The sequence below is a fragment of the Sphingopyxis sp. genome (genome assembly GCF_050725655.1).
Lineage (GTDB): Bacteria > Pseudomonadota > Alphaproteobacteria > Sphingomonadales > Sphingomonadaceae > Sphingopyxis.
Genome location: NZ_JBOHHT010000097.1, coordinates 31,151 through 54,900, shown reverse-complemented (window position 1 = coordinate 54,900; position 23,750 = coordinate 31,151). Strand labels below are relative to the sequence as shown.

Genomic DNA, 23,750 nt, shown 5'->3' with positions numbered 1-23,750 from the left:
TTCCGTGTAAATCGACCGATGGCCATGCGGCTCCACGCCCGCGATCCCCGACTCCGAGGACGGCAGGTGCCATCACGATCTCGCCCGCAACCGGTCAGTCCGGAGTCGGGTCCTTCCACAGCGGCGCGGCGATCTCAGCCAACGCCTCCGCCGATGCCTTCGGCACCGCGCGGTCATAGGTCAGAAGCCCGTTGATCTCGTCCTCGACATCGGTGGTCTGGGTGTAGACCGACGCGCTCAGCCCGGCCTCCTTCGCCTGCCGGATCACGCCTTCCATCTTGCGGCGGAAGCGGACGAGATATTCCTTCTCGTCCTGCGCGACCTGATAGCTCCAATTGCCCTTGCCCGGCTTCCAGATATGCCCCGGCACCGGGAAGCCGACCCCGCCATATTCGCCAAGCACGATCGCGCGGTCGGCCTGCAGCGGCGGCGTCCTCGGCACGTCCTCATAGGTGTGGATGTCGAGCATGTCGGAGTCCTTCTGCGCGACGTCGAGCCAGCCCGAATTGGCGTCGACCAGCCGGGTCGGATCGATCCCCTTCACGAAGCGCGACAGGGTCGCCGAGTCATATTGGCCCCACCCTTCGTTGTTGACGACCCATGTCACGATCGAGGGGAAGGCGCGCAGCTCGCCGATCATTTCGGACAATTGCTTCTGCTGCTCGGCCATCGTCTCCGACGGGAAGATCGCCTGATATTGGCTGGTGCCGGCGAGATATTGATCCTCGCCGCCGCCCGAGGGCATGTCCTGCCAGACCAGCATGCCGAGGCGGTCGGCGTCGTGATAGTAGCGCGCGGGTTCGACCTTGATATGCTTGCGCAGCATGTTGAACCCCGCCTTCTTCAGGAAGACGATGTCGCTCTTCATCGCCTCTTCGGACGGCGGCGTATAAAGCCCATCGGGCCACCAGCCCTGATCGAGCGTGCCGTGCTGGAACAAAGGCTTGTTGTTGAGCAGGATCGCGGGCTGTCCCGCGACACGGCCGGGTCCGACCGAAACCTTGCGCATCGCGAAATAGGCAGCGACGCTGTCGCGCGGCGCGCCCTGGACCTGTGCCTTCGCATAGACGCGGCTCTCATGGTCGGTGAATCGCGAGTCATAGGCTTTGCGGTCGCGCTCGGCTTCGCCCGCATAGGGATCGGCGATCGTCACCAGCTCGGCCTTGAGGTCATAGAGGTGAGGGTCGCTTGGCGACCAGAGATGCGCGTTCGGGATAGCGAGCGTCGCCTGCCGGTTGGCGCGAATGATCGTCGAGGCGATCGTCTTGCCGCCCGCGCTCGCGGTCAGCCGCACCGCGTCATTGTCGCTCGCCCAACCGGAGAGCGCCACGGCAACGTCGACGGTGCCGCGATCGATGTCGGGGGTCGCGCGCACCTCGGCGATATGGAGCTTCGGCACCGGCTCGATCCACACCGTCTGCCAGATGCCGCTGACCGCGGTGTACCAGATGCCGGCAGGGTCGAGGATCTGCTTGCCGCGCGGCTGCGTGCCCGCGCTGGTCGGATCGGTGACCTCGACGATCAGCTCGTTCGCACCCGCCGTCAGATAAGGGGTGATGTCGAAGCCGAAGGCGTCGAATCCGCCCTTGTGCGAGCCGACGACCGATCCGTTGACGCGCACCGTCGCCTCGTAATCGACCGCGCCGAAATTGAGCATGACATTCTGGCCGCGCCAGTCGGCGGGGACGGTGAAGCTGCGGCGATACCAGATGCGGTCGTCGGGCGTGACCTTGCGCGCGACGCGCGACAACTTCGACTCGACGGGAAACGGCACAAGGATTTTCCCGTCCATCGCCGCCGGCCGCCCGGCCGCCTTGGGCGCGATGGCATAGTCCCACAGGCCGTTGAGATTGACCCAGCGATCGCGCACCAACTGCGGGCGCGGATAGAGGCGCCACGCGTTTTCGGGCGTCACCTCCTTGCCCCAGCGCGTCATCAGGTCACTGGTGTAGACGGCGTCCGCGGCGGGCACCGCGGCGGTCTGCGCGTGCGCCGCGACCGGCGCGAGCGCGAGAAAAGATGCGGTGATCAAAAGGTTGCGCATGGATCTGTCCTGTCGATTTGGGGGAGCCCAGGACCCTTAGGGGGATGAGGTGGGTCCTGGGCTCGCGCCCCCGCGGGGGCGGCGGGGGCGATGGGGTTGGGTCAGTGCTTTCGCGACATCGACGGTGGCGCGGCGCCGGGCGCGGCGCCCCACGCCTTGTTCGGCTTTGCGCCCATGGTGAAGATGAAGGTCGCGCCGTCCTTGACGTCGTCATGACGGAACCACGGCTTGTTCCACGGCTTGCCGTTGAGCGTCGCCGACTGGATATAGACATTGGTCGCCGAATTGTTGCGCGCGACGATCCGCAGCGTCTTGCCATTTCCCATGTCGAGGCTGGCGTCGTCGAACACCGGGCTGCCGATGATATAATCCTGGCTCGACGGGTCGACCGGATAGAAGCCGAGCGCCGAGAGTGCGTACCATGACGAGGTCGCGCCCTGATCGTCCATCCCCGGATAGCCGTAACCGGCAGCATCGCTGGCATAGGTCTTGTCGAGGATCTGGCGCACCAGCGCCTGCGTCTTCCACGGCTGGCCGCTCCAGTTGTAATAATAGGGCGCCTGCTGGTCGGGCTGGTTGCCGTGGACATATTGGCCGATGACGCCGGTGCAATCGCGGCAGATGCCCGTGGGGTTGTACGGCTTGGTGAAAAACTCGTCGAGCTTGGCATTGAACGCATCGCGCCCGCCGATGAGGTCGATCAGTCCCTGCACGTCATGCGGCGCGAGCCACAAGGTCGACCAGCCCGACGCTTCCTTCATCATGAAATTATAATAGGGTTCCTGCGGGTCGAACGGTGCGATCCACTTGCCGTCGGCGGTGCGCCCGCGGATGAAGCCGATCGATTTGTCGAAGACGTTGACGTAATTGCCCGCGCGTTTGAGGAACATCTTGTAATCGGCGTCCTTGCCGAGCTTTTTCGCGTAGAGCGCGAGCGCATAATCGTCCCACGCATATTCCAGCGTCTTGTCCGCGCCCGCCTTGCCGCCGGCATAGGGCGGGCTGGGATTATGATCGGGCACGATGTCCGAAATCCAGCCTTGTTTCATATATTCGGCGAGATAGCCGCGCGGGCCCTTTGGGTCGGTCGCATTCTTGCGCAGATATTCGTAGGCGGCCGCATAATCGAATTCGATGCCGCGCTCCCACGCGCCGAGGAACAGGAACACCGCATTGTCGCCGTGGAACGAGGTGTTCATGAAGCCCTTCTCGCGCGCCATCGCGAGTTCGGACGCCATGATGTTCTGGACCGCTTCGGGCTCCATCAGTTCGAGCAGCACGATCTGGTTGCGCCCCGTATCCCAGAAGGGAACCGGACCGTAACGGTCGTGCGTCGCGACCTGCACCTTGCCATTGGTGTCGGCGAATTTCTCGCCCTTTGCCGCGATCAGGCGCGGCGAGGCGAAGGACTGGAACAGCGTCGAGTAGAAGAGCTTGCGCTGCTTGTCGGTGCCGCCCGTCACGCGGACGCGGTTCAGCAGTTGCGCCCAAGTGCCCTGCGCTGCCTGATGGACGCCGTCGAAATCCCATCCCGGCACTTCGGCGGCGAGCCGCTGCGCGGCCTGCTCATAGCTGGTGCCGTGCGCCATCTTCACCAGCACCTGTTCGCCGGCCCTGGTCTTGAAGGTCACATAGCTGCCGGCATAGCTGCCCGACATCTCGCGCCCACCGGGTTTCACGTCGCTGGTGCCGATGCCCCAGCCGATATTGTCGCCGGGTGCCTTGCGGAAGGTGCCGAGCGCGGCGAAGGGCTTCGAAAATTCTGCGACGAAATGGGCGCCGTCGGTGCTGTCATTGTCGTTTGACTTGCCGCGCACGATGCGGTCGCCGACGACCTCGACCGACCCGCCGTGGCGCGGCAGGTTGACGATGATGTTCGACCGCTCGCTCGCAGGGAAGGTGAAGCGCATCACGCTCGCCCAGCGCGTCGCAGTCAGTTCGGCCTGTGTGCGAAAGCTGTCGAGATAGACCGAATAATAGCCCGGCGACGCCTTTTCGCGCGACTTGTCATAATATGACTGGCTGTACGCGGGCGGGGGCGACCAGTCGCCGACCACGGGCATGATGAAGGGCTCGGCGCCGCCGCCATAGGTCGGCCCGCCGCCGCCGGTGAAGCCGATCATCGTAGGGTTGGTGTAATAATAGGGGACGGGGACGCCGTTCGGATAGAGAAGCTCGATATTATTGTTCACCGGCGCCGCCTCGACCGAGCCGTGCGGCAGGCGCGCGCCCGGCGAGGTCTGCCCCGAATAGACCGGCTCGCCCGGCGGCGGCGCATTGCCGATCAGCTTCGGATCGTCGAGCGGCGCGGTGCCGACGAGCGGGTCGGCGAGTTCGACCGGCGACTGACCGGTTTTCTGCTGCGCGGCCACCGGCGAAAGCACCAGAACGAGCGGCAACATCGCGGCGGACGACGCCATGATTGCGCCGAGCTTTCGCATGCGGCTCGAATTCATACCCTTGTTCATTGCGACCCTCTTCCCTGAATATTTTCGTTGATTGCGTGGTCAGTGCGGCGAACTTGCAAAGCTGGTCGTCCGCGCCGGCGCCCGCGCCGCGCGCCAGCCGAACAGCGCGATGACGAGGTAACAGGCCATCGGCACCAGAAAGGCGAGGAAGCGGCTGCCGCTGGCATCGGCGACCTGCGCGAAGACGAGTGGCACGAGTGCACCACCGACGATCGCCATGCAGAGCAGCCCCGATGTCGCCGACGCCGGCGCGGTCGACCGCTCGATCGTCAGCGAAAAGATCACCGGGAACATGATCGAGTTGAACAGACCGACCGAAATCGCGAGCACGCCCGCGGCCGGCCCGCTGATCTGGCTGATGGTCAGGCAGAGCAGCGCCGCCGCGACGGCGGCAACCGCGAGCAACGGGCCCGCGGGCAGTTTGTAGAGCAGGCCCGAGCCGACGAACCGCCCGATCATGGCGCCGAGCCAATAGAGGCTGACGAGGCTGCCCGCCTGGACCGCGCTGATCGCGAACACATCGGGCTGCTCGAGGAAATTGACCATCGCGCTGCCGATCGCGACCTCGGCGCCGACATAGAGGAAGATCGCGAGCGCGCCGGCGAGCGCCCAGGGCGAGGCGAAGGCGCTGGAGACACGTGCGCCTGTTTCGACCGGCGGCGCGGCGGCGGTGATCTCGTGGCGGACGCGGTAAAGGAACATCGCGAGCACCGCAATCACCGCCGCGATGAAGATGTAGGCGACGTCGATCCGGCCGAGCGAATAGGCGATCTTCGCTTCGGTCACCGGCCCCGCTTCGAACAGCCCGCCCTGCAGCAACGTCCGCGCCGCGAGATAGGGCGCGATAACGGTGCCGAACGAATTGAACGCCTGGCTCAATACCAGCCGGAAATGCGAGCGTTCGGGCCGGCCGAGCGACGCCGACAGCGGATTGGCCGCGACCTGCAGCAGCGTGATCCCCGACGCGATCACGAACAGCCCGACGAGCACGATCGAATATTCGCGCACCACGGTCGCAAGCGGCATGATCAGACAACCGACGATCATCGTTGCGAGTGCGACGATGATCGAATTGGCCGCGCCGAGTCGCCCCATGATCGCCGCAGCGGGCAGCGAGACGACGCCATAGGCCATGAAAAAGGCGAACTGGGTGAGGAAGCTTTCGGTATCGCTGAGCGCGAAAATCGCCTTCACCGCCGGGATCAGGATGTCGTTGACCGCGGTCACCGCGCCCCAGACGAAGAACAGCATCGTGACATAGGCGAAGGTCCAGGCGGGCCCCGATCGGCCGACGGTCATGCGAATCTCTCCTTGCCCGGATAGGCCAGCAACAGGTCGGCCCCGGCATCGGCATCGAGTTGCACCGATCCGGTGAGCGCCAGACATTCACCCGCGTCGAACGCGACATCATCAACGGCGCCCTTGCCCGCGACCGGGATCAGCCACGCGGTGACGTCGTCCGGCAGCGCAATCGTGCGGCCGCCGCCCGCGAGCCGCTCGAGCACGAACTTCGGCCCATGGACGAGGATCGTGCGATCGTCGTCGATACGGCCGGGCGACGGATAGGGCGCATAGGGTCGCGGATCGGACACCGCGATGCCGTCCTCCAGATGCAACTCACGCGGACGGCCATAATCATAGAGGCGGTAAGTCGTCTCGCTGTTCTGCTGCACCTCGATCAGCGTCAGCCCCGCGCCGATCGCGTGCACGGTGCCCGAGGGGACGTAGAAGAAATCTCCCGCCTTCACGGGTTTCCAGTCGAGCAACTGCTCGATGCTGCCGTCGAGCGCGGCGTCGCGCAGCACCGCCGCGTCGACCGGCGCTTTTGTGCCGAGCGCTATGACCGAATCGGGCGCGGCGCCCAGGATCAGCCAGCATTCGTCCTTGCCGCGCGGCAGCCCGCGCGCATGCGCCTGATCGTCGTCCGGATGCACCTGCACCGACAATTTTTCGCTGGTGAAGAGATATTTTATCAGGAGATCGGGCGTGCTGTCGCCGGGCGCCTGGAACCAGATTTCGCCGACCGGTTCGCCGCTTGCGGGCGAATCAGGGAACGGACCCCATAGCTGATGGCGCCCCCAGGGCTTTTCCATGCGATGCGTCGCAAGCAATGTCGCCGGCACGAACCTCTCCCTGTTGCCCAACCGCCGTTCCGGTGCGGGCCTGATTTTTGGAAAACTGCCCCGGCCGGGCGCCCGTCGTCAAGATAATAATGAAAATTAATTTATTTGATCGAAATCGCCTTTGTGGCATGCCTGCGGGCAATCAGGAGGGGCGCCGACGCCCGATCCGTCGGAGAGAGTGATGACAGGCAAGCACGACAGCGAAGCATTTCCGGTGCCGGGCGGACCGCAGCGTCCGCGAGGTCGCGGCACGGGAGGCCGCGGCACTTTGGCCGCCGCGATCGGGACGGCGGCCTTGGCCGGTCTCCTTTTCGGATTCGATACCGCGGTCATCGCGGGGGTGACGGGCGACCTGACCTATCTGTTCGCGCTCACCCCCGAAACGCTCGGCATCACCGTATCGGCGGCGCTCTGGGGCACCCTCGTCGGCGCGCTGTTCGCGGGCAAGCCCGGCGATGCTTTCGGCAGCCGCGACAGCCTGCGGATCCTCGCCGCCTTCTATTTCATCGCGGGGCTGGGTTGCGCGCTGGCGCCCAGCTGGCCGATGTTCCTCATTTTCCGTTTCATGTGCGGGCTCGCGATCGGCGGTTCATCGGTGCTGGCGCCGGTTTATATCGCCGAGATCGCGCCGCCGCGACACCGCGGATTCCTCGTCGGCCTGTTCCAGCTGATGATCGTGACCGGCATTCTCGTCGCCTATCTGAGCAACGCGACGATAGCGGGGGTGGTCGGCGGAGAGACGGCGTGGCGGTGGAAGCTGGGCGTCACCGCCGCCCCTGCCCTGCTCTTCTTCGTCCTGCTGTTCGCGATCCCGAACAGCCCGCGCTGGCTCGTCGCAAAGGGACGCCGCGACGAAGCGGCCATCGCGCTCGCACGGATCGGCACGGCGCCCGACGCCGCCGAGGCTGAACTAAGCCGCGTCGAGCAAGCGCTCGAACGCGACCCGCCGGGCGAGAAGCTTTCGTGGCGCCGCCATCGGCGGCCGATGATGCTCGTGATCCTTGTCGCGATGTTCAACCAGCTCGCGGGCATCAACGCCGTGCTCTATTATCTGAACGACATCTTCGCGCGCGCCGGTTCGCTGTCGCCCGACCGCCAGGCGGTGCTGATCGGAATCGCCAATCTGGTATTCACCCTCGTCGGCATGGCGCTGATCGACCGGCTGGGCCGCAAGACGCTGTTGCTCGCCGGCGCCGCCGGCATGACCCTGTGCCTCGCCGCCGCGGCGGGGGTTCTTTTCGGCACGCTCGATAACGGCCTGATGCTGCCCGCGCTCATCGGCTTCATCGCCTTTTTCGCGACGAGCCAGGGTGCGGTCATCTGGGTCTATATCTCGGAGATATTCCCGACGCCGGTCCGCGCGCGCGGCAGCGCACTCGGCGCCAGCACGCATTGGCTGATGAACGCGCTGATCGCCGGCATCTTCCCCATATTGGTGGCATGGTCGCCCGGTGCGCCGTTCGTGATCTTTGCCGCCGCGATGGTCGTCCAGTTCATCGTCGTCGCGGCGATCTTCCCCGAAACGCGGGGTGTCGATCTCGACGAGATGGCGCAGCGGATCGAGTGAAATCAGCGCCCCGCCTGCATCAGGATCGATTCGGACGGCAGGACATTGTCGAGGAACGGGATGATCGCAGCGCCGATCGCCGACGCATCGTCGGCCGCCTCGGCGCGCCGCACCGGTGCCACCACGGGAAGCTTGCGCCCCGCCATCCGGGCATTGAGCCGCTCGACGAGGGCATCGACCAATTTGCCCGGAAGGCGTCCGCCGATCAGGATCGCGGCCGGATTGATCAGGCAATTGACCGCGATCAGGGGCTGAACCAGCACGTCCGCGGCATCGTCGAGCCATTGGACGATCACCGCCTCCTGCTCCGCCGGGCCATCGATCAGCGCTTCGGGCCCGTCGACGACATGCCCGGCCGCTTCCAGCCGGGCGTAAAGCGCCGACAGCGAAACCGTGTCCTGCACATTCGCCCCCTCGCCGCGCGCCGGATCGGGCAGTGCCCAGATTTCGCCCGACCGCGAATCGGCGCCGCGAACATAGCTGCGATCGATCACCAGACCGCCGCCGAGGCCCGCGCTGATCAGCAGGTAAAAGAAGCTGGGAAGCGCGATGCCGTTACCGAGATGGACTTCGCCAAGCGCCGCCGAGGCCGCGTCGTTATCGGCGTGCAGCGGCCAGGGGAGCACCTCGCCAAGCAATGCGCCAAGGTCGATGTCGTCCCAGGCGTCATATTCGGTCGGCCGGTGCGGCAGCGAAATCCGCCCGAGATCGTCGGGCAGCGCGACGCCGACGCCAAGGATGCGCCCCCGGTCGACCCCGCCCTCTTCGAGCAGCCCGGGCAGGATGTCGCGGACGTGATCGACGACCGTTCCGGGCAGCGCGAAGGCGATCTCACGCGTGTGGCGGCTGCGGATCTTGCCCGCGAGATCGAGCGTCACCAGCGTGATATGATCGCGGTCGATGTTGAGCCCGATCGAAAAGGCGCCGTCGGGATCGATGACGATCCGCATCGCCGGCTGGCCGCGCTTGCCCTGCAACCGTCCCGCCGGCTTGACGAGCCCCAGGTCGATCAGCCGCTTGGTGATGTTGACGATCGTCGGCGGTGTCAGCCCAGTCACCCGCGCCAGATCGCTGCGCGTGGTTTCGTCGGTCAGGCGAATGGCCTGGAGCACGATCCGCTGGTTGTAATCGCCCGCACGCTCCAGATTGGTGCCCGAAAGGCTGAGCGTCAGCCGTGCATCGCGCGCCTCGGGACCGCTTTTTGTCGATTGCCGCCGGTCACGACCCGGAAGGTTAAGGGTCATCGCTGGATTGTCCTTCAAGCTTATCCGAATGCCCGGCGCCCCCCGCCAAACAGACTCAACACATATAGCATAGCCGCTTTAATAATTCGATTTTGGATAAAGCGGAGCGGCGCCCTCCTGTCAATGACGCGCACCGCGGCATTGACGCCCGATCGCGCTTTTATCGCTTGATCTCAACCAGAGTTGAGGTTGCAGAGGGCGGGCGACGCTGATTTTCGCTGGAGTGCGCATGAATACCCAAAACCCCGCCCGACCTGCCCCCCGCCTCGCCGTCTGGCGCGATCTGCTCTCGGGAGGCCGCGGCCCCGCGCTCGCGCTGGTCCTGCTCGGCTGCTGGGTGGTGGCGGCCGATTCGCTCGTCACCGCGACGATCATGCCGAGCGTCGGAGCGGCGCTAGACGGCTATGCCTGGTTCGGCTGGGCCGGATCGGGCTTCATGACCGGACTGGTCGTCGCCGACGCCTCCGCCGGCTGGCTGGCCGAACGCATTGGCCTCCGTGCGGCGATGATCCTTTCCGGCATCACCTTCGCACTCGGCTGCGTCATGAGCGCCGCAGCGCCCGGCATCGCCCTTTTCCTCGCCGGCCGCGTGGTGCAGGGCGCGGCGGCGGGCTGGATCGGCGGCCTGATCTATGTCGCCATGGCGCAGCTGTTTCCCGGCCGCCATCTGCCGCGGGTCTTCGCGCTGTGCACCGCGACCTGGGGGATCGCCACGCTCGCCGGCCCCCTGCTTGGCGGTGTTTTCGCCGACGCGGGGCTTTGGCGCGGCGTGTTCTGGCTGTTCGCGGCGCAGGCGGTCCTGTTTGCCGCGGCGAGCTGGTTCCTCGTTCCGCCGCCCACCGACCACCGGACCGACAGTACGCTGCCGCTGTCCACCATGTCGCTCATCGCGCTGGGCATTGGCGCCGTGGCGACCGCGGGCGTGACCGGGGGCCTGTCGGTCCCGGCCGTCCTCGTGACGGGAGGTGTGGTCTTGCTGACGGCCGCGTTCGCGATCGATCGCACCAGCGACAATGGGCTGCTGCCGCGCCGTAGCAGCGCCTTCCCGCTGGGCGTCGCCTATCTCACCTATTTCGCCACGACCGCGGCGGGCACCGCCTTTGCGCTTTACGCGCCGGCCATGCTACAGATCAGCGCAAAGCTGAGCGCGCTCGAGGCGGGTTATGTCGTCGCCATCGAGGCGCTGGCCTGGACGCTGGTATCGCTCTCCGTCTCCGGCGCATCGGCGCGTTGGCAGCCACGGCTGATCGTGCTCGGGACTGCCGCAATCCTCGCGGGCAATATCGGGATTCCCCTGTCGATGGAACGCGAAAGCCTGTTCGCCACGGGCGTTTTCGCGGCTTTTCTTGGCGGTGGTTTCGGCATGTCCTACGCTTTCCTGGGACAGCAGGTCATCGGGTCGTTCGACGACGCATCGCGGACGCGCGGCTCTGCCGCGATCGGCACCGCACGCAATGCGGGGGGCGCAATCGGTGCGGCGATCGCCGGGGTGGGCGCGAACGCGGCGGGCTTTGGCGAGGGGCTCGGCATCGCCAACCTCTCGGCCGTCGCCTGGGGCGCGATCGGGATCGGCATTCCCTTCGCGCTCGCGGGGCTGATCGGCGCGATCCGGCTTGCCCGGACCTCATCCGTCTTGCCCGCTTCGGCCTGATGGAGGCGAGTTAAGTTTAACCCGGATGCGCGGCACAGCCGGACGGGGGAACCCGCAGCAGGGCGCGGCCTACGGCGACGCCGGTGGTCCGCCCATCGTCGACAGCGAGGGCGCCGTTGACGAACAATTTCCGGACACCGACGCTCAGTTCGCGCGGGCGCACATAATCGGCGCGCGGCGCATATTGGTCGGGATCGAAGACAAGCACATCGGCAAAATAGCCGGGACGCAGATAGCCGCGCCGGTCGAGTTTGTAGATGTCGGCGGTGCGCCCCGTCGACTGGCGGATGAAGGTCGCGAGGTCGATGACCTTCCGCTCGCGGACATAGCGCACATATTTTTCGGGGAAGGTCGCAAACATGCGCGGATGGCCGTCCGATCCGTCGGACGATGTCACCATCCACGGCTGCTTCATCAGCAGGTCGACGTCGGCCTGCGCCATGTTGAACGACGCGACCGCGGTGCCGCCGCCCTTCTCTCCCTGATCGCCGGCTTCGATGCTCTGCTGGATGATGCGCAGCGCCGCGTCGCGGCTGTCCATCTTCCATTCGGCCGCAACCTGCTCGAGCGTCTGGCCGGTCCAGGGAAAGCCCTGCGCGATGAGCAGCAGTGCACTCGCCCCACCGCGCCGACGCAGATTCTCCTGCATCTCGTCGCGGATCCGTGCCAGCGTGGCGGGATCGTCGAGCCGCTTCAACAGCGCCGGCCCGCCGCCGTCGACAGCCCAGCGCGGCAGCAGCGACGCGTCGAGGCTCGATCCCGATGCCAGCCACGGGTATTGGTCGGCGGTTACGTCGATGCCCGACTTCCGCGCCGCGTCGATCGCGGCGATCACCGCGCCGGCCTGTCCATGGACGTCGACGCCAAGTGCCTTCAGATGCGCGAAATGGACCGGCATTCCCGCCTCCCGCCCGATCTCGATCGCTTCCTGCACCGACCCGAGCAGGCCGATGCTGTAGCTCGATTCGTCGCGCTGATGGGTGTCGTAGATGCCGCCGCGGATTGCCGCCTCGCGCGCCACCGCCACAACCTCTCCCGTGGTGGAAAAGCTTTGCGGCGCATAGAAGAGACCCGTCGACAGGCCGACGGCGCCTTCGCACATGCCTTTCGCCACCAGCGCCTTCATCCGGTCGAGCTCCGCGGGGCTGGGGGCGCGTGCGTCCTGACCGACGACGCGCTGGCGAACCGGGCTGAAACCGACGAACGGCACGATATTCGTGCCGATTCCCGATCCCGCGAGCTTGCCGCTATCCTCCGCGACATCGGGGGTGCCCGACCCGTCGACCCCGATCATCACGGTGGTCACACCCTGATTGAGCCACGCCGCATTGACGCGCACCGCCTTGTCGGGCGAGCGGATGAAGCTGTCGGCATGGGTGTGCGGATCGATAAAGCCCGGCGCGACGATCATGCCTTTCGCGTCGATGACCTTGCCCGCCGAATAGCGTCCGGCCTTGCCGACGTAGACGATCCGGTCGCCCCGAATGGCGACATCGCCGACAAAGGGCTTGCCCTCGCCGCCGTCATAGATGGTGCCACCCCGGATGATCACATCGACCGCCTCGTCCGCCTTCGCGGCCGCTCCGGAAACGCAGAGCAGCGCCGCGGCCATTGAAAGCGAACCAATCGTCCGACGGACCGAAAGCGAGGCAAGCGGCTGGGGCATCGGCGTGATCCTTCCATGGGAATGAGGACGAGCGGCATTCGGCACACGCCGCGTGTCGGCTTTTTCGGCAATGAAGATGTCTCGAACAGGCATCCCGCGTCCAGACAGCGTTGTTGCACCCCCTATAACCCGATGGCATAGAGAGCGAAGCCACGACAATATTTGGCCAAAACAACGGGTAATCCTATGCCCCTGTGTCGCAACTTTGGGATCGCAACCGGATGAACCTGCGCCAGATCGAGATATTCCACGCGGTCTTCCTGCACGGCACGGTCAGCGCCGCCGCGCGGTCGCTCAACGTGTCGCAGCCGTCGGTGACCAAGGTACTGCGCCATGCCGAACGCTCGATCGGCCTGACCTTGTTCGAACGGTCAAAGGGGCGGCTGATCCCCACCGAGGACGCACACACCCTGTTCGCCGAAGTGTCCGACATTCAGGACCGGGTGCGCGCGCTGCGTCAGGCGTGCCAGAATTTGCGTCACGGGCGCGGCGGACTACTCCGCATTTCGGCGCTTCCCTCTTTGGGCTTGGGCGCGATGCCCACTGCGGTCGCCCGGTTTCTGGGCGACCACGAGGATGTCATGTTCGACCTCCAGACGCTGCATCACGACGAAATGGTGCGCAAACTTTACGAGCATGAAACCGACATCGCGATCAGTTTCGAGGTGCCCTTGTCGGCGCCCGTCGCGCATCAGGTGATCGGCGAGGGCGAGCTGGTGGTCGTCTATCGCGAAGAGGATATGCCCGGCGCGCCGCCGCGCCTGCACCTCGACGAATTGTGCGGGCACAAGTTCATCAGCCCGGTGCAAGGCGGCCCGATCGGACGGATGCTGTCGAGCGAGCTCAGCCGCCTTGAGGTCGTGCTGGACGAAGTAGTGTCGGCGCGCACCTATTATATCGCCGCGGCGCTGGTAAGTGCGGGAGTCGGCATGGCGATCGTCGACAATTTCACCGCGCATGCCGCGCTGCCCCCCGGTCTCTCGAGCCGGCCGCTGCAGCCCGCGATCACCTTCGACATCAACGCGGTCTATCTGCAGAACCGCCCGCCATCGCGAACCGCGTCGGCCTTCCTCGCGGTGCTCGCGACGGTGATCGAGGAGCTATAGCATCAAGCTATAGGATATGGGGCGCTAGATATTGGGGCGTTACGGCAGCTAGGGATAATATCGGCCTCTCATCATCACGCAGGTTTCCCGGATCCATGATCGAAACGCCTTACCTTCTCTACCTCGGCCACTCCAGCGACCCCGCCGACATCAAGACCTCGCGCGGGCTCGCCGTGTTCCGGCCCGACATCTGTGTCGGCGAATATCGCCACGACGATTGCCCGCTGACTTTGGACCTGCCGCGCATGGATTTCGCCGCAGCGCACGCCGCTGGCGCGCGGACGCTCGTGCTCGGCATCGCCAATGCGGGCGGCAAGCTGGGCGAGGATCTGATCGTCGATGCGCTCGCCGCGATGGAGGCGGGATTCGACATCGCATCGGGTCTGCACCACCGGCTGAATGCCGAACCGCGCCTGATCGAAGCCGCCGCGCGGCTCGGCCGCAAGCTCCACGATGTGCGCGACCCGCGACCCGACATTCCAATCGGCAATGGCAAGCCGCGCGCGGGCAAACGGCTGCTGACCGTCGGCACCGATTGCTCGGTCGGCAAGATGTACACGACGCTGTGCCTCGCGAGCGCGCTCGAAAAGCGTGGCGTGGCCGCCGATTTCCGCGCGACCGGACAGACGGGCATATTGATCGCGGGCGACGGCGTCCCGCTCGACGCCGTGGTCGCCGACTTCATCTCGGGCGCGATCGAACAGATTTCGCCCGCACGCACCGACGATGGCTGGGACCTGATCGAAGGACAGGGTTCGCTCTATCACCCCTCCTTCGCGGGCGTGTCGACGGGCCTGCTGCACGGCGCACAGCCCGACGCGCTCGTCCTCTGCCACGATCCGGTGCGCCCGCATATGCGCGGCCTGCCGCACTATCCGCTGCCCGGAATTGCCGAAACGCTGGACGCCAATCTGCGCGTGGCGCGGCTGACCAACGCCGATGTGCGGGTGGTAGGCATCGCGCTCAACACCTCGGCGATGGCCGAGGACGAGGCAATTGCGCTGTGCGTCAAGATCGAAGCCGAATTCGGCCTGCCGACCAGCGACCCCTATCGCTTCGGGGTCGAGGCGATCCTCGACCGGCTGCTGGATACGCCCGCCATCGCCGAAACCGCCTGATCGGTCGGCGATGCACCGCACCCTGACCGTTGCCGGCGAGATTCTGCCGCTGCATACGCCGTTTCGCATATCGCGCGGGGTCAAGACCGCGGCGGAGGTTGTGACCGTCGCCATCGCACAGGATGGCGTCACCGGGCGGGGCGAATGCGTCCCCTACCCCCGCTATGGCGAGAATGCCGAGAGCACGGTCCTCGCTATCGAGGCGGTGCGCGGCGCAATCGAGCACGGCGCGGGCCGGCACGAGTTGCTTGAACTGATGCCCGCCGGCGCCGCGCGCAATGCGGTCGACTGCGCGCTTTGGGATCTGGAACTGCGGCTCGCGGGCAGCGATTTCGCGGCGGCGTTGGGCCTCGAACGACCGCTCCGCCCGATCGTCACTGCAATGACGGTCAGCCTCGACACCCCCGACCGCATGGCGCTCGCCGCCGCGGCGCTCGCCGACGCGCCGCTGCTCAAGATAAAGGTCGACCGCAGCGATCCCGCCGCGCAGCTCAAGGCCGTCCGTGCCGCGGCGCCCAAACCGAAAATGATCGTCGACCCCAATGAAAGCTGGACCATCGACGAAGTGCGCGACCTGCAGGGACTGATGACCGACTTGCGCGTCGACCTGCTCGAACAACCACTGCCCGCCGATGCCGACGGCGATCTCACCGGTTTCCGATCGGCGATCCCGATCGCGGCCGATGAAGCGGTGCATGTCGCGGCCGATCTCGAGAGTCTTCCCGATGGCTATGCGGTCGTGAACATCAAGCTCGACAAGACCGGCGGGCTCACCTCGGCGCTCGACCTTGCGCAGGAAGCGCGGACACGCGGGCTGGGTGTGATGACAGGTTGCATGATCTGTTCGTCGCTGTCGATTGCGCCGGCATGGGCGATTGCGGCGCAGAGCAGCTTCGTCGACCTTGACGGACCGCTCTGGCTTGCAGAGGATCGCGCGGGCGGGGTCAGCGCGTCGAACGGCCTGTTGTCACCCCCGCAGCCCGGTTTCTGGGGCGGGATTTGATACGATCAAAGCAGGGGGACGGATGACGGGGTTTCTTCGCGGCTGGTTCGCAGTGCCGTTGTGGCAACGCGTATTGGGCGCGATGGTGATCGGCGTGCTGCTGGGGCTCGCCTGGCCCGCCGCGACATCGGCGATCGCGTTCATCGGCGAATTGTTCGTTCGCCTCATCCGGATGCTCGTCGTCCCGATCGTCTTCATCAGCATCGCGTCGGGCGTCACCGCGCTCGCCGACCCGCGTAAGCTGGGGTCGGTCGGCGCACGCACGGTCGGTATGTTCGCCGCGACCACTTTCTGCGCGGTGTCGATCGGCATCATCGTCGGTCTGCTGATCGAGCCCGGCAAGGGTGCCGCGCTCGGCAGCGCCGTCCCGCACGCGCTGGGCGAGGCCAAGTCGCTGCACGACCAGTTGATCGGCATCGTGCCCGTCAACATCGTCCAGTCGCTGGTCGAGGGCGACATGCTGGCGATCATCTTCTTTTCCATCCTCTTCGGCTTCGGCGTCATCCTCGCGGGCGAGCCGGGGCGCCCGATGGCGGACTTGCTGCAATCGGCGGGGCATGTGCTGTTCCAGCTGGTGCGCATCGTCATGGAAATTACCCCCTTCGGCGTGCTCGCGCTGATCGCCAAAGCGGTCGCCGACAATGGCGTCGCGGTGTTCACGAACATCGGCTGGCTGGCGGTCGGCGTCGCGGCAGGGGTGATCCTCCAGATATTGCTTGTCCACCTGCCGCTCATCGCCTTCGTCGCGCGGCGGCCGGTGCTGCGCTTCTATCGCACCATCGTCGACGCGCTGGCGGTCGCCTTTTCGACCGCATCCTCGGCCGCCACGCTGCCCGTCGCGCTGCGCATCGCGCTCGAAGACCTGCGTATCGCGCCCGGTGTCGCAAAGACCGTGCTGCCGATCGGCGCGAGTATCGGCAAGGACGGCACCGCGATGTATGTCGGGCTGCTCAGCATCTTCGCACTGCAGGCGGTTGGCGTTCAGCCCGACCTGTCGATGCTGGCGATCGTCCTGCTCACCGGCGCGCTCGCCGCCTTCGGCACCGCGCCGATCCCGTCGGCGTCGCTGTTCATGCTTGCCGCCGTGCTCTCGGCGGTCGGGGTGTCGCCCGAACAGACGGCGCTCGTCGTCGGCTTCATCCTGCCCTTCGACCGGCTGCTCGACATGACGCGCACCGTCGCGAGCGCGAGCGCCAACCTGACGGTTACGACCGTCGTCGCGCGCTGGGAAAAGGCGATCGAACCGGAGGAGAAGGCGTGACCGCAGCGGCAGGCGACGCGGCGGCCGGCGCGCTCCTGAACGAAACGCCCGCCAAGCCGTCGGCGCGGCGCCTGCTCGGCCTCTATCTGCTGCTCGGCTTTTCTGCCGGATTGCCCTTTTACATGTTCAACGCGGTGCTGACGCTGCGCCTCGCGCGACACGGCGTCGATATTGTCATCATCGGATTCTTCGCGTGGATCGCGTTGCTGCCGACGTTCAAATTCGCCTGGGCACCGCTGATCGAGCGTTACGATGTGCCGGGCTTCGCAAGCTTCTGGGGGCGACGGCGCGGGTGGATCATGCTCTCGCAGCTCGGCATTTTCCTGTCGATGGTCGCGATGGCCTTCACGTCGAGCGACAAGAGCCTGCCGCTGACCGCGCTATTCGCGGTCCTGCTCGCCTTCTGGACGACGACATTGGAGGTTGCCGCCGACGGCTGGCGCATCGAACTCGCGCCGACGCAGACCGAACAGGCGCCGATCGTCGCCGCGAACCTCTGGGGCTATCGCAGCGCGATGGTCGCGGCAGGGAGCGGCGCGATCCTCGTTGTGGCCTGGGCCGATTGGACCTGGGCTTATCTGGTCATCGCCCTCGCCGCCTTCCTGCCCTTCCCGATCCTCGCGGCGATGCGCCCCGAACACGAAGGCACCGGGGGCCGCGCGCAGGCCCTGGTCGCGGGAATATTCACCAGCCTGTTCGTCATACTCGCCGCCACGCTCATCACCGCCCTACTCGGCTGGGCGCTGCTCTCGGCCGCTCAAGGCGCCGGCATTTCGGCCAAGACCAACGTCACGCCGGTCGTTCTCGGCCTCGCGCTGCTGCCCTTCGCGGCGCTGGCGCTTGCCCTACCGCGCATCCGCCGCCTGCCCGCCGATGCGCTCGGCTCCGTGTCGACCTTCGCCGCGCCCTATGTCGAACTGTTCTGGCGTTACGGCACGCCCGTGCTCGCGGTGCTCGCCTTCGTGTCGCTGTATCGCATGGGCGACGTACTGACGCTGACGCTCTCGCACCCGCTGTGGAACGACAAGGGCTACAGCCTGCACCAGATCGGCGTCGCCGATGGTGTCGTCGCGCTCTCGGCGAGCATGCTCGGCGTTGCACTCGGCGGTTTTCTGTCGACCCGGATGTCGCTCGGCTGGACGCTGGGGATCGGCGCGGTCACCGCCGCGGCGGGCAACTGGATCTATGTCTGGCTGTGGCACAGCGAGCCCTCGGCCTTTGTCCTCTACACGTCGGTCGCGGTCGACCAGTTCGGCAACGGCTATGCGGGCGCGGTCTTCGTCGTCTATCTCTCGATGCTCGTCAGCCCGACCTATCCGGGCGCGCAATATGCCCTGCTCTCGGGCTTTGCCTTCCTGCTGCCGCGCCTGCTCGCGGGCGCATCGGGCTCGATGCAGACGCAGATCGGCTATGACGGTTTCTTCCTGCTTTCGGGGGCGCTGAGCTTTGCCGCGATCTTCCTGCTACCCGTCATCGTGCGCGTGAAAGGGCGCGCGCCGACATGACGATCGAGGCGATCTGCGAACAGGGTTTTGCCCCCGCGCTCGAAGCCGTCGAGAGCGGCCGCATTCCCGGTGCCGCGCTGGGGGTGGTGTCCGCCGACGGGCAGAGCGCCGTCCGTCTCGCCGGAATGGCCGCGCTCGTGCCCGAGCGCGAGGCGCTGACACGCGGCCACTGGTTCGACCTCGCCTCGCTCAGCAAGGTGATCGCGACCACCATAATGATCCTCAAGCTCGCCGAACAGGGACGCCTCGACCTCGACCGGCCGCTCACCGATGCGATACCGGACCTCCGCCAATATGACGTCGCGAACGCCGCCGAACGTCGGCTGACCTTTCGCGACTGCCTGATGCACCGCAGCTTTCTTCCCGCGGTCGAGCCCATCTATACCTATGGCGACGATCCGGCGCGGCTGCGCGCTTTTGTCCTGCAACGCGAATGGCGCCACGGACCGCCGGTCTATTCGGACATCAATTTCATCCTGCTCGGCATCGCGATCGAGCGGATCACCGGCGCGCCGCTGTCGGACTGGCCGCTGGGCGAGGGCCTGAGCTTCGGCCCGCCGCCCGGACCGGCGGTCGCGACCGAGGATTGTAGCTGGCGCGGGCGCGTGATGAAGGGCGAGGTGCACGACGAAAACGCCTTCGCGCTCGGCGGCGCGCCGGGGCATGCGGGGATGTTCGGCACCATCGACGGCGTGCTCGGCTTCGCCCGCGCGATGCTCGATGGCTCGATGCTGTCGCCTGCGATGCTGGCCGAGGTGCGCACCGCGAACGAACGCCACCGCACCTGCGGATGGGAACGCGCCTTTGCCGGATGGCATGGCGGCGATGCCTGCTCGGCCGAAACCATCGGGCATACGGGCTTCACCGGCACCGGGCTCTGGATCGATTTCGATCGCGGCCTCGCCTGGACCTTGCTCACCAACCGGGTCCATCCGACCCGCCACGCCGACAGCGGCATTACCACCCTGCGCCCCGCGGTGGGCGACCGGGTCATTACAGGCTGGGACGAACGAAATTAATATGACGACATCGATTGGACGCTTCGCGCTCGCATCGGCCCTATCGCTTTCGCTGACCGCGGCCCACGCACAGACGAGCCCGGCGCCGACACCGCTGCTGACGACGGTCGAACAGAAACTGGCCGAAGGACCCGCGGGTTCGCGATTCGGCCTGCTCGTCACGACGCTCGACGGCGAAGTGCTGCTGTCGATCGCCCCCGACCAGCGCTTCATCCCCGCATCGAACACCAAGATGTTCACGACCGCCATCGCTTATGCCGAGCTGCCTTTGCTCCAGCGAACCGCAAAGGGCACCGGCGTGCGGCTCGAAGCGGGCGCCGATGGCAAGGTCGACGTCGTGCTGCACGGCCGCGGCGACGCGCTGCTGTCGAGCGGCGACGATTGCAAGGTCGATTGCCTGCAGACGCTGGCCGACGCGGTCGCGGCGAAGACACGGCTCGTCCGCCATATCACCGGCGACGACAGCTGGTTCCCCGACGAGCGCTGGGGTCCGGGGATGAGCTGGAACAATATCCAGTCGCGTTATGGCACCGGCACGTCGGCGCTGACGCTCGACGACAATGAGCTGGTGGTGAAGCTGGCGCCGGGCGCGGTCGGCGCCGCGCCGGGCGTGCAGGCATCCGGTTATTATATCATCGAAAATCGGGTCACGACCGTCGCGGGCAAGGAAGAGAAGATCGAAGCCGACCGCATGCCGAACAGCCGCGTCCTGCGCCTGACGGGCACCGTCGGCACTGACGTCGCGCCCTTGACGCTGCGTTATGGCATCGACGATCCGGCGCACCATGCGGCGTGGCGCCTCGGCGAACTGCTGCGCGCGCGCGGGGTGCGCGTCGATGGCAATATCGAAGTGCGCCACCGGCCGCTAATCCCCGCCGACGATCCCGAGAATCGCAAGGGCACGCCGGCCACCCTGCCCGCCGAACCCGCGATGCTCGCCGAACTGCCCGCGCCGTCGCTCGCCGAAAATATGGTGCGGATCAACAAGGAGAGCCAAAATCTCCACACCGAACTGATGCTGCGGCGCGTGGCGCGGCAGGCTGGCAGCGGCTCGATCGCCGACGGGCAGGCTGTGATGCACAAGGTGATGACCGAGGCGGGACTGCCCGCGACCGGCTATCACTTTGCCGACGGGTCGGGGATGTCGAGTTACAACCGCATCACCCCGCGTGCCGCCGTCGGCCTGCTCAGCTGGATCGCGCGCCAGCCGTGGGGCATGGCGTGGCGGGGCACGCTGCCGATCGCCGGGCGCGATGGCACGTTGCAGAGCCGCTTCAAGGGGACTCTTCTCGAAGGCAAGCTGTTCGCCAAGACCGGATCGCTCAACGCGTCGCGTGCGGTGTCGGGCTATCTCACGACGCGCAGCGGACGGACGCTCATCTTCTCGGCGCTCGCCAACGATATGCCGGACGGCACCGACGCGCAGGCCACCGCCGTGGTCGACCGCGCGCTCGTCGCTATCGCCGAGGCGCTTTAGGACGGCGTCAGAACCAGCCGACCCGCGGCGTGGCGGTCGACCGCAGCCTTGCTGAACCACAAGGGCTGCATCGCGCCCGCGAGCCAATAGGGATAAAAGTCGCGATAGCGCGGCGACCGCGGATCGGCGGACTGGCCGGGCAGCAGCAGGAAGCGGCTGTTGTCCCAAGCGCCGACGTCGGCGACGAACAGATAGCTTGCGCCATGCGACACGTTGAAACCGCGCTTGGGGTTGAAGCCGCGCGCCATCGGCGTCGTCCCGTCACCGCCCGACCGGCCGCCCTCGATCCGTGGAAAGGCAGCGGCGATCGCGGGGTTCGACGCCATCGGATGCGCGATCGCCACGCGGTGCAGATCGCCCCATTTCCAGCGCGCCGGATCGGGGCCGCCGAGCTCGACCGCCTTCGTCCATCCGGCCGCCAGCGCGGCGTTGATCAGCGCGCCCCGCGCCGCGGCGGGATCGTCGCCCAGCCGCTCGTCGGGCGCGGCGAGGAGGCGCAGCATTTCCGACAAATTGACCGACGCGATCAGATCGCGCGCCGCCGCGGGCACGATCCGGTCGTAAAATGCCGTCGATAGCGCCGGCATCACCATTTCATAAAGCAGCGCCGCGGCGCTATCCGCCTCGATCCCGCAATCCCAGCGCCGGAGCAATGCGGCGGCGGGCGCGGCATCCGCCGACGGATTGGCGGGAAGCAGCTTCAGCAAAGCCCGTGCGGGCAGCGACTGGACGTCGTGCTGGAGTGCGATGCTGTCCTCGATCCGGTGCTTCGGCTGGGCGCGCAGCACCTCGCCGATGCGGTTGTAGCGGAAGGGATCGCTCCAGCTGAAGCTGATGATCCGTTCGCGATAGGGATAGCCGACCGGCAAGTTCATCTGGTTGGCCGAGGCGAACCAGCCCTCGCGCGGGTTATAGACGTGGGGCATATCCTCGACCGGCAAAATATCCGTCCAGTCGAAATCGCCATCGCCGGGCGCGGGAAACAGCCCGTCGTGCTTCGGCCGGCGCGGGGTGAAACCGATCGTCTGCCAGCCCGTGTTGCCGTCGATGTCGGCATAATGGAGATTGGTCGGCGACACATGCAGCTTGAACGCCTGCCGCAGCGATGCCCAGTCTTTCGACAGGTTGATCGCGATGATCGCGAACCGCTGGTTGGCGCCGGGCAGCATGCTGACCGTGGCAAAGGCGACCGCGCGGCCGCGCGCATCCTGCGACACGACCGGGCGGCCCGCGGCATAGCGCAATGTCACGCGCTCGGGCGGCGCGCCCTTGATCAGTATCTCGTCCTCGAACGCCTCGAACGCCTTCCACTTGCCCTTGTGCCAATATCGGCCGGGGTCGCCTTCCTTGGTGCGCAGGATGAACAGGTCGGTCTGGTCGATATGGAAGTTCGTGCGGCCAAAGGCGAAGCGGTCGGTATGCCCCTGCATGATGCCGGGCAGTCCCGGCGCACCCGCGCCGATGACATCGAGTCCCGGCGCCGACAGATGGCACATATGGCGCGGGCTGGCGCGTCCGATGCCGAGATGCGGATCGTTGGCGAGGATCGGTCGCCCCGTTGCGCTGCGCGACGGCGCGATCGTCCAGGCATTGCTGCCCAGTGCGAAGCGATCGGTCCAGCGCTGTTCGGGGTCGAACGATGCTTCCTGAACCGGATCGAAATCCATCGGCCGGTTTGCTGGATCGAGGACCCCAAGGTCGGCGTCGCTCACCGCCGCGCAGTCGAGCCCTTCGGGCACGGTGAAGGACCAGGCGGGGCGCAGCGGCACCATCAGCTGGTCGGCGTCGAGCAGCCCGAGCGCCTGCAGCTGCGCGCGGCGCACCTCGTCGTCGGCGTCGCCCATGCCGATGCCGCGATTGCGTACGAGGTCGACGATGTCCCAGCGCAGCGGGCTGATCCCCAATATGCCATATTCGAGCGGCAGCTGCGCTGGATCGGCGGCGAGTTCCTCGATCCGGGCGTTGACCCCGGCGACATAGCCGCGTGCGCATTCGAGCACGTCCGCCGGCAGCGCCGCGAGTTCGGCATCGATGTCGCCGCGATAGAGGAAGAGCCGCGCCGCCTTGTCGGCGGCGACGAAACGTGGCCCGAAGGCTTCGGCCATCCGACCCATGTCGCGGCGATGCTCCATGTCGATCTGGAACAGCCGGTCGCGCGCGACAAGATAGCCCTGCCCGAAGAAGGCGTCGTGCAGCGAGGCGGCGCGGACGTGCGGCACGCCCAGCTCGTCTTCGATCACCTCGACCGGCGCGCGCGCGCCGGACAGGCTGATGGTTTGGGCAGCGCCCTTGACCTTGGGGTTCGCGAAAAGGCTTCCCGGCGTCGCGACAAGCGCAACCGAAGCCAGCAGAAACGCGCGGCGCTGGATCAACAGGCCCTCCCCGATCAGGAATGAAAATGACGAAACACGACCCTATCGCAGCATCGCGCCGCAAGGCCATAGCAAGCGGGCTGCGTCCTATAACTGCAAGCTATTCGGCGACGCCATATCTTCGGG

At 66.6% G+C, this 23,750-nt stretch carries 16 protein-coding genes; 9 read left to right on the top strand and 7 right to left on the bottom strand.

Annotated elements, in window-relative coordinates; translation table 11 throughout:
* Positions 1-94: 94 nt before the first annotated feature.
* From ACREBX_RS14955 to ACREBX_RS14940, 4 genes are all read right to left on the bottom strand, one after another.
* Positions 95-2,044, bottom strand: coding sequence for a glycoside hydrolase family 2 protein (locus tag ACREBX_RS14955; protein WP_431562537.1), 1,950 nt, complete (start codon positions 2,042-2,044; stop codon positions 95-97).
* A gap of 101 nt (positions 2,045-2,145) precedes the next feature.
* A complete protein-coding gene (locus ACREBX_RS14950) occupies positions 2,146-4,512 on the bottom strand; it encodes a GH92 family glycosyl hydrolase (RefSeq protein ID WP_431562536.1) in 2,367 nt (788 codons plus the stop codon).
* A gap of 39 nt (positions 4,513-4,551) precedes the next feature.
* Positions 4,552-5,811 (bottom strand): sugar MFS transporter, encoded by a 1,260-nt coding sequence (locus ACREBX_RS14945; RefSeq protein ID WP_431562535.1) that lies wholly within the window; start codon positions 5,809-5,811, stop codon positions 4,552-4,554.
* On the bottom strand, positions 5,808-6,635 hold the full coding sequence (locus ACREBX_RS14940; RefSeq protein WP_431562534.1) for a class I mannose-6-phosphate isomerase: 828 nt from the start codon (positions 6,633-6,635) through the stop codon (positions 5,808-5,810). Before ACREBX_RS14940 ends, ACREBX_RS14945 begins: the two co-directional genes overlap by 4 nt.
* Positions 6,636-6,816: 181 nt before the next feature.
* Here ACREBX_RS14940 and ACREBX_RS14935 point away from each other — a divergent pair, with 181 nt between their 5' ends.
* A complete protein-coding gene (locus ACREBX_RS14935; RefSeq protein ID WP_431562533.1) occupies positions 6,817-8,202 on the top strand; it encodes a sugar porter family MFS transporter in 1,386 nt (461 codons plus the stop codon).
* Between the two features lie 2 nt (positions 8,203-8,204).
* Here the strand turns inward: ACREBX_RS14935 and ACREBX_RS14930 are convergent, their stop codons facing one another.
* On the bottom strand, positions 8,205-9,446 hold the full coding sequence (locus ACREBX_RS14930; RefSeq protein WP_431562532.1) for an ROK family transcriptional regulator: 1,242 nt from the start codon (positions 9,444-9,446) through the stop codon (positions 8,205-8,207).
* A gap of 229 nt (positions 9,447-9,675) precedes the next feature.
* Between ACREBX_RS14930 and ACREBX_RS14925 the strand changes: the two genes are divergently transcribed.
* Complete coding sequence (locus tag ACREBX_RS14925; RefSeq protein WP_431562531.1) at positions 9,676-11,097, top strand: MFS transporter; 1,422 nt, start codon at positions 9,676-9,678, stop codon at positions 11,095-11,097.
* A gap of 16 nt (positions 11,098-11,113) precedes the next feature.
* On the opposite strand, the gene ACREBX_RS14920 is transcribed toward ACREBX_RS14925, so the two are convergent.
* Positions 11,114-12,709, bottom strand: a complete 1,596-nt coding sequence (locus ACREBX_RS14920) for an N-acyl-D-amino-acid deacylase family protein (RefSeq protein ID WP_431562555.1) — start codon at positions 12,707-12,709, stop codon at positions 11,114-11,116.
* Positions 12,710-12,984: 275 nt separating this feature from the next.
* On the opposite strand from ACREBX_RS14920, the gene ACREBX_RS14915 reads away from it, so the two are divergent.
* The 7 genes from ACREBX_RS14915 to dacB all read left to right on the top strand — a co-directional run bounded on the left by ACREBX_RS14915 (position 12,985) and on the right by dacB (position 21,252).
* On the top strand, positions 12,985-13,869 hold the full coding sequence (locus tag ACREBX_RS14915) for a LysR family transcriptional regulator (protein ID WP_431562530.1): 885 nt from the start codon (positions 12,985-12,987) through the stop codon (positions 13,867-13,869).
* A 95-nt stretch (positions 13,870-13,964) separates the two neighbouring features.
* Positions 13,965-14,987, top strand: a complete 1,023-nt coding sequence (gene dgcN, locus ACREBX_RS14910; protein WP_431562529.1) for an N-acetyltransferase DgcN — start codon at positions 13,965-13,967, stop codon at positions 14,985-14,987.
* Between the two features lie 10 nt (positions 14,988-14,997).
* Positions 14,998-15,990, top strand: a complete 993-nt coding sequence (gene dgcA, locus ACREBX_RS14905) for an N-acetyl-D-Glu racemase DgcA (RefSeq protein ID WP_431562528.1) — start codon at positions 14,998-15,000, stop codon at positions 15,988-15,990.
* 22 nt (positions 15,991-16,012) lie between these two features.
* Entirely contained in the window at positions 16,013-17,251 is a 1,239-nt protein-coding gene (locus tag ACREBX_RS14900; RefSeq protein ID WP_431562527.1) for a dicarboxylate/amino acid:cation symporter, read from the top strand.
* Positions 17,248-18,756 carry a permease gene (locus ACREBX_RS14895; RefSeq protein WP_431562526.1) on the top strand — a complete coding sequence of 503 codons (1,509 nt, stop codon included), beginning with the start codon at positions 17,248-17,250 and terminating at the stop codon, positions 18,754-18,756. Before ACREBX_RS14900 ends, ACREBX_RS14895 begins: the two co-directional genes overlap by 4 nt.
* A complete protein-coding gene (locus tag ACREBX_RS14890; RefSeq protein WP_431562525.1) occupies positions 18,753-19,775 on the top strand; it encodes a serine hydrolase domain-containing protein in 1,023 nt (340 codons plus the stop codon). Before ACREBX_RS14895 ends, ACREBX_RS14890 begins: the two co-directional genes overlap by 4 nt.
* Before the next feature lies 1 nt (position 19,776).
* Positions 19,777-21,252, top strand: a complete 1,476-nt coding sequence (dacB, locus tag ACREBX_RS14885) for a D-alanyl-D-alanine carboxypeptidase/D-alanyl-D-alanine endopeptidase (RefSeq protein ID WP_431562524.1) — start codon at positions 19,777-19,779, stop codon at positions 21,250-21,252.
* Here dacB and ACREBX_RS14880 read toward each other — a convergent pair.
* Positions 21,249-23,624 carry a penicillin acylase family protein gene (locus ACREBX_RS14880; RefSeq protein ID WP_431562523.1) on the bottom strand — a complete coding sequence of 792 codons (2,376 nt, stop codon included), beginning with the start codon at positions 23,622-23,624 and terminating at the stop codon, positions 21,249-21,251. The genes dacB and ACREBX_RS14880 overlap by 4 nt on opposite strands.
* Between the last annotated feature and the right edge of the window lie 126 nt (positions 23,625-23,750).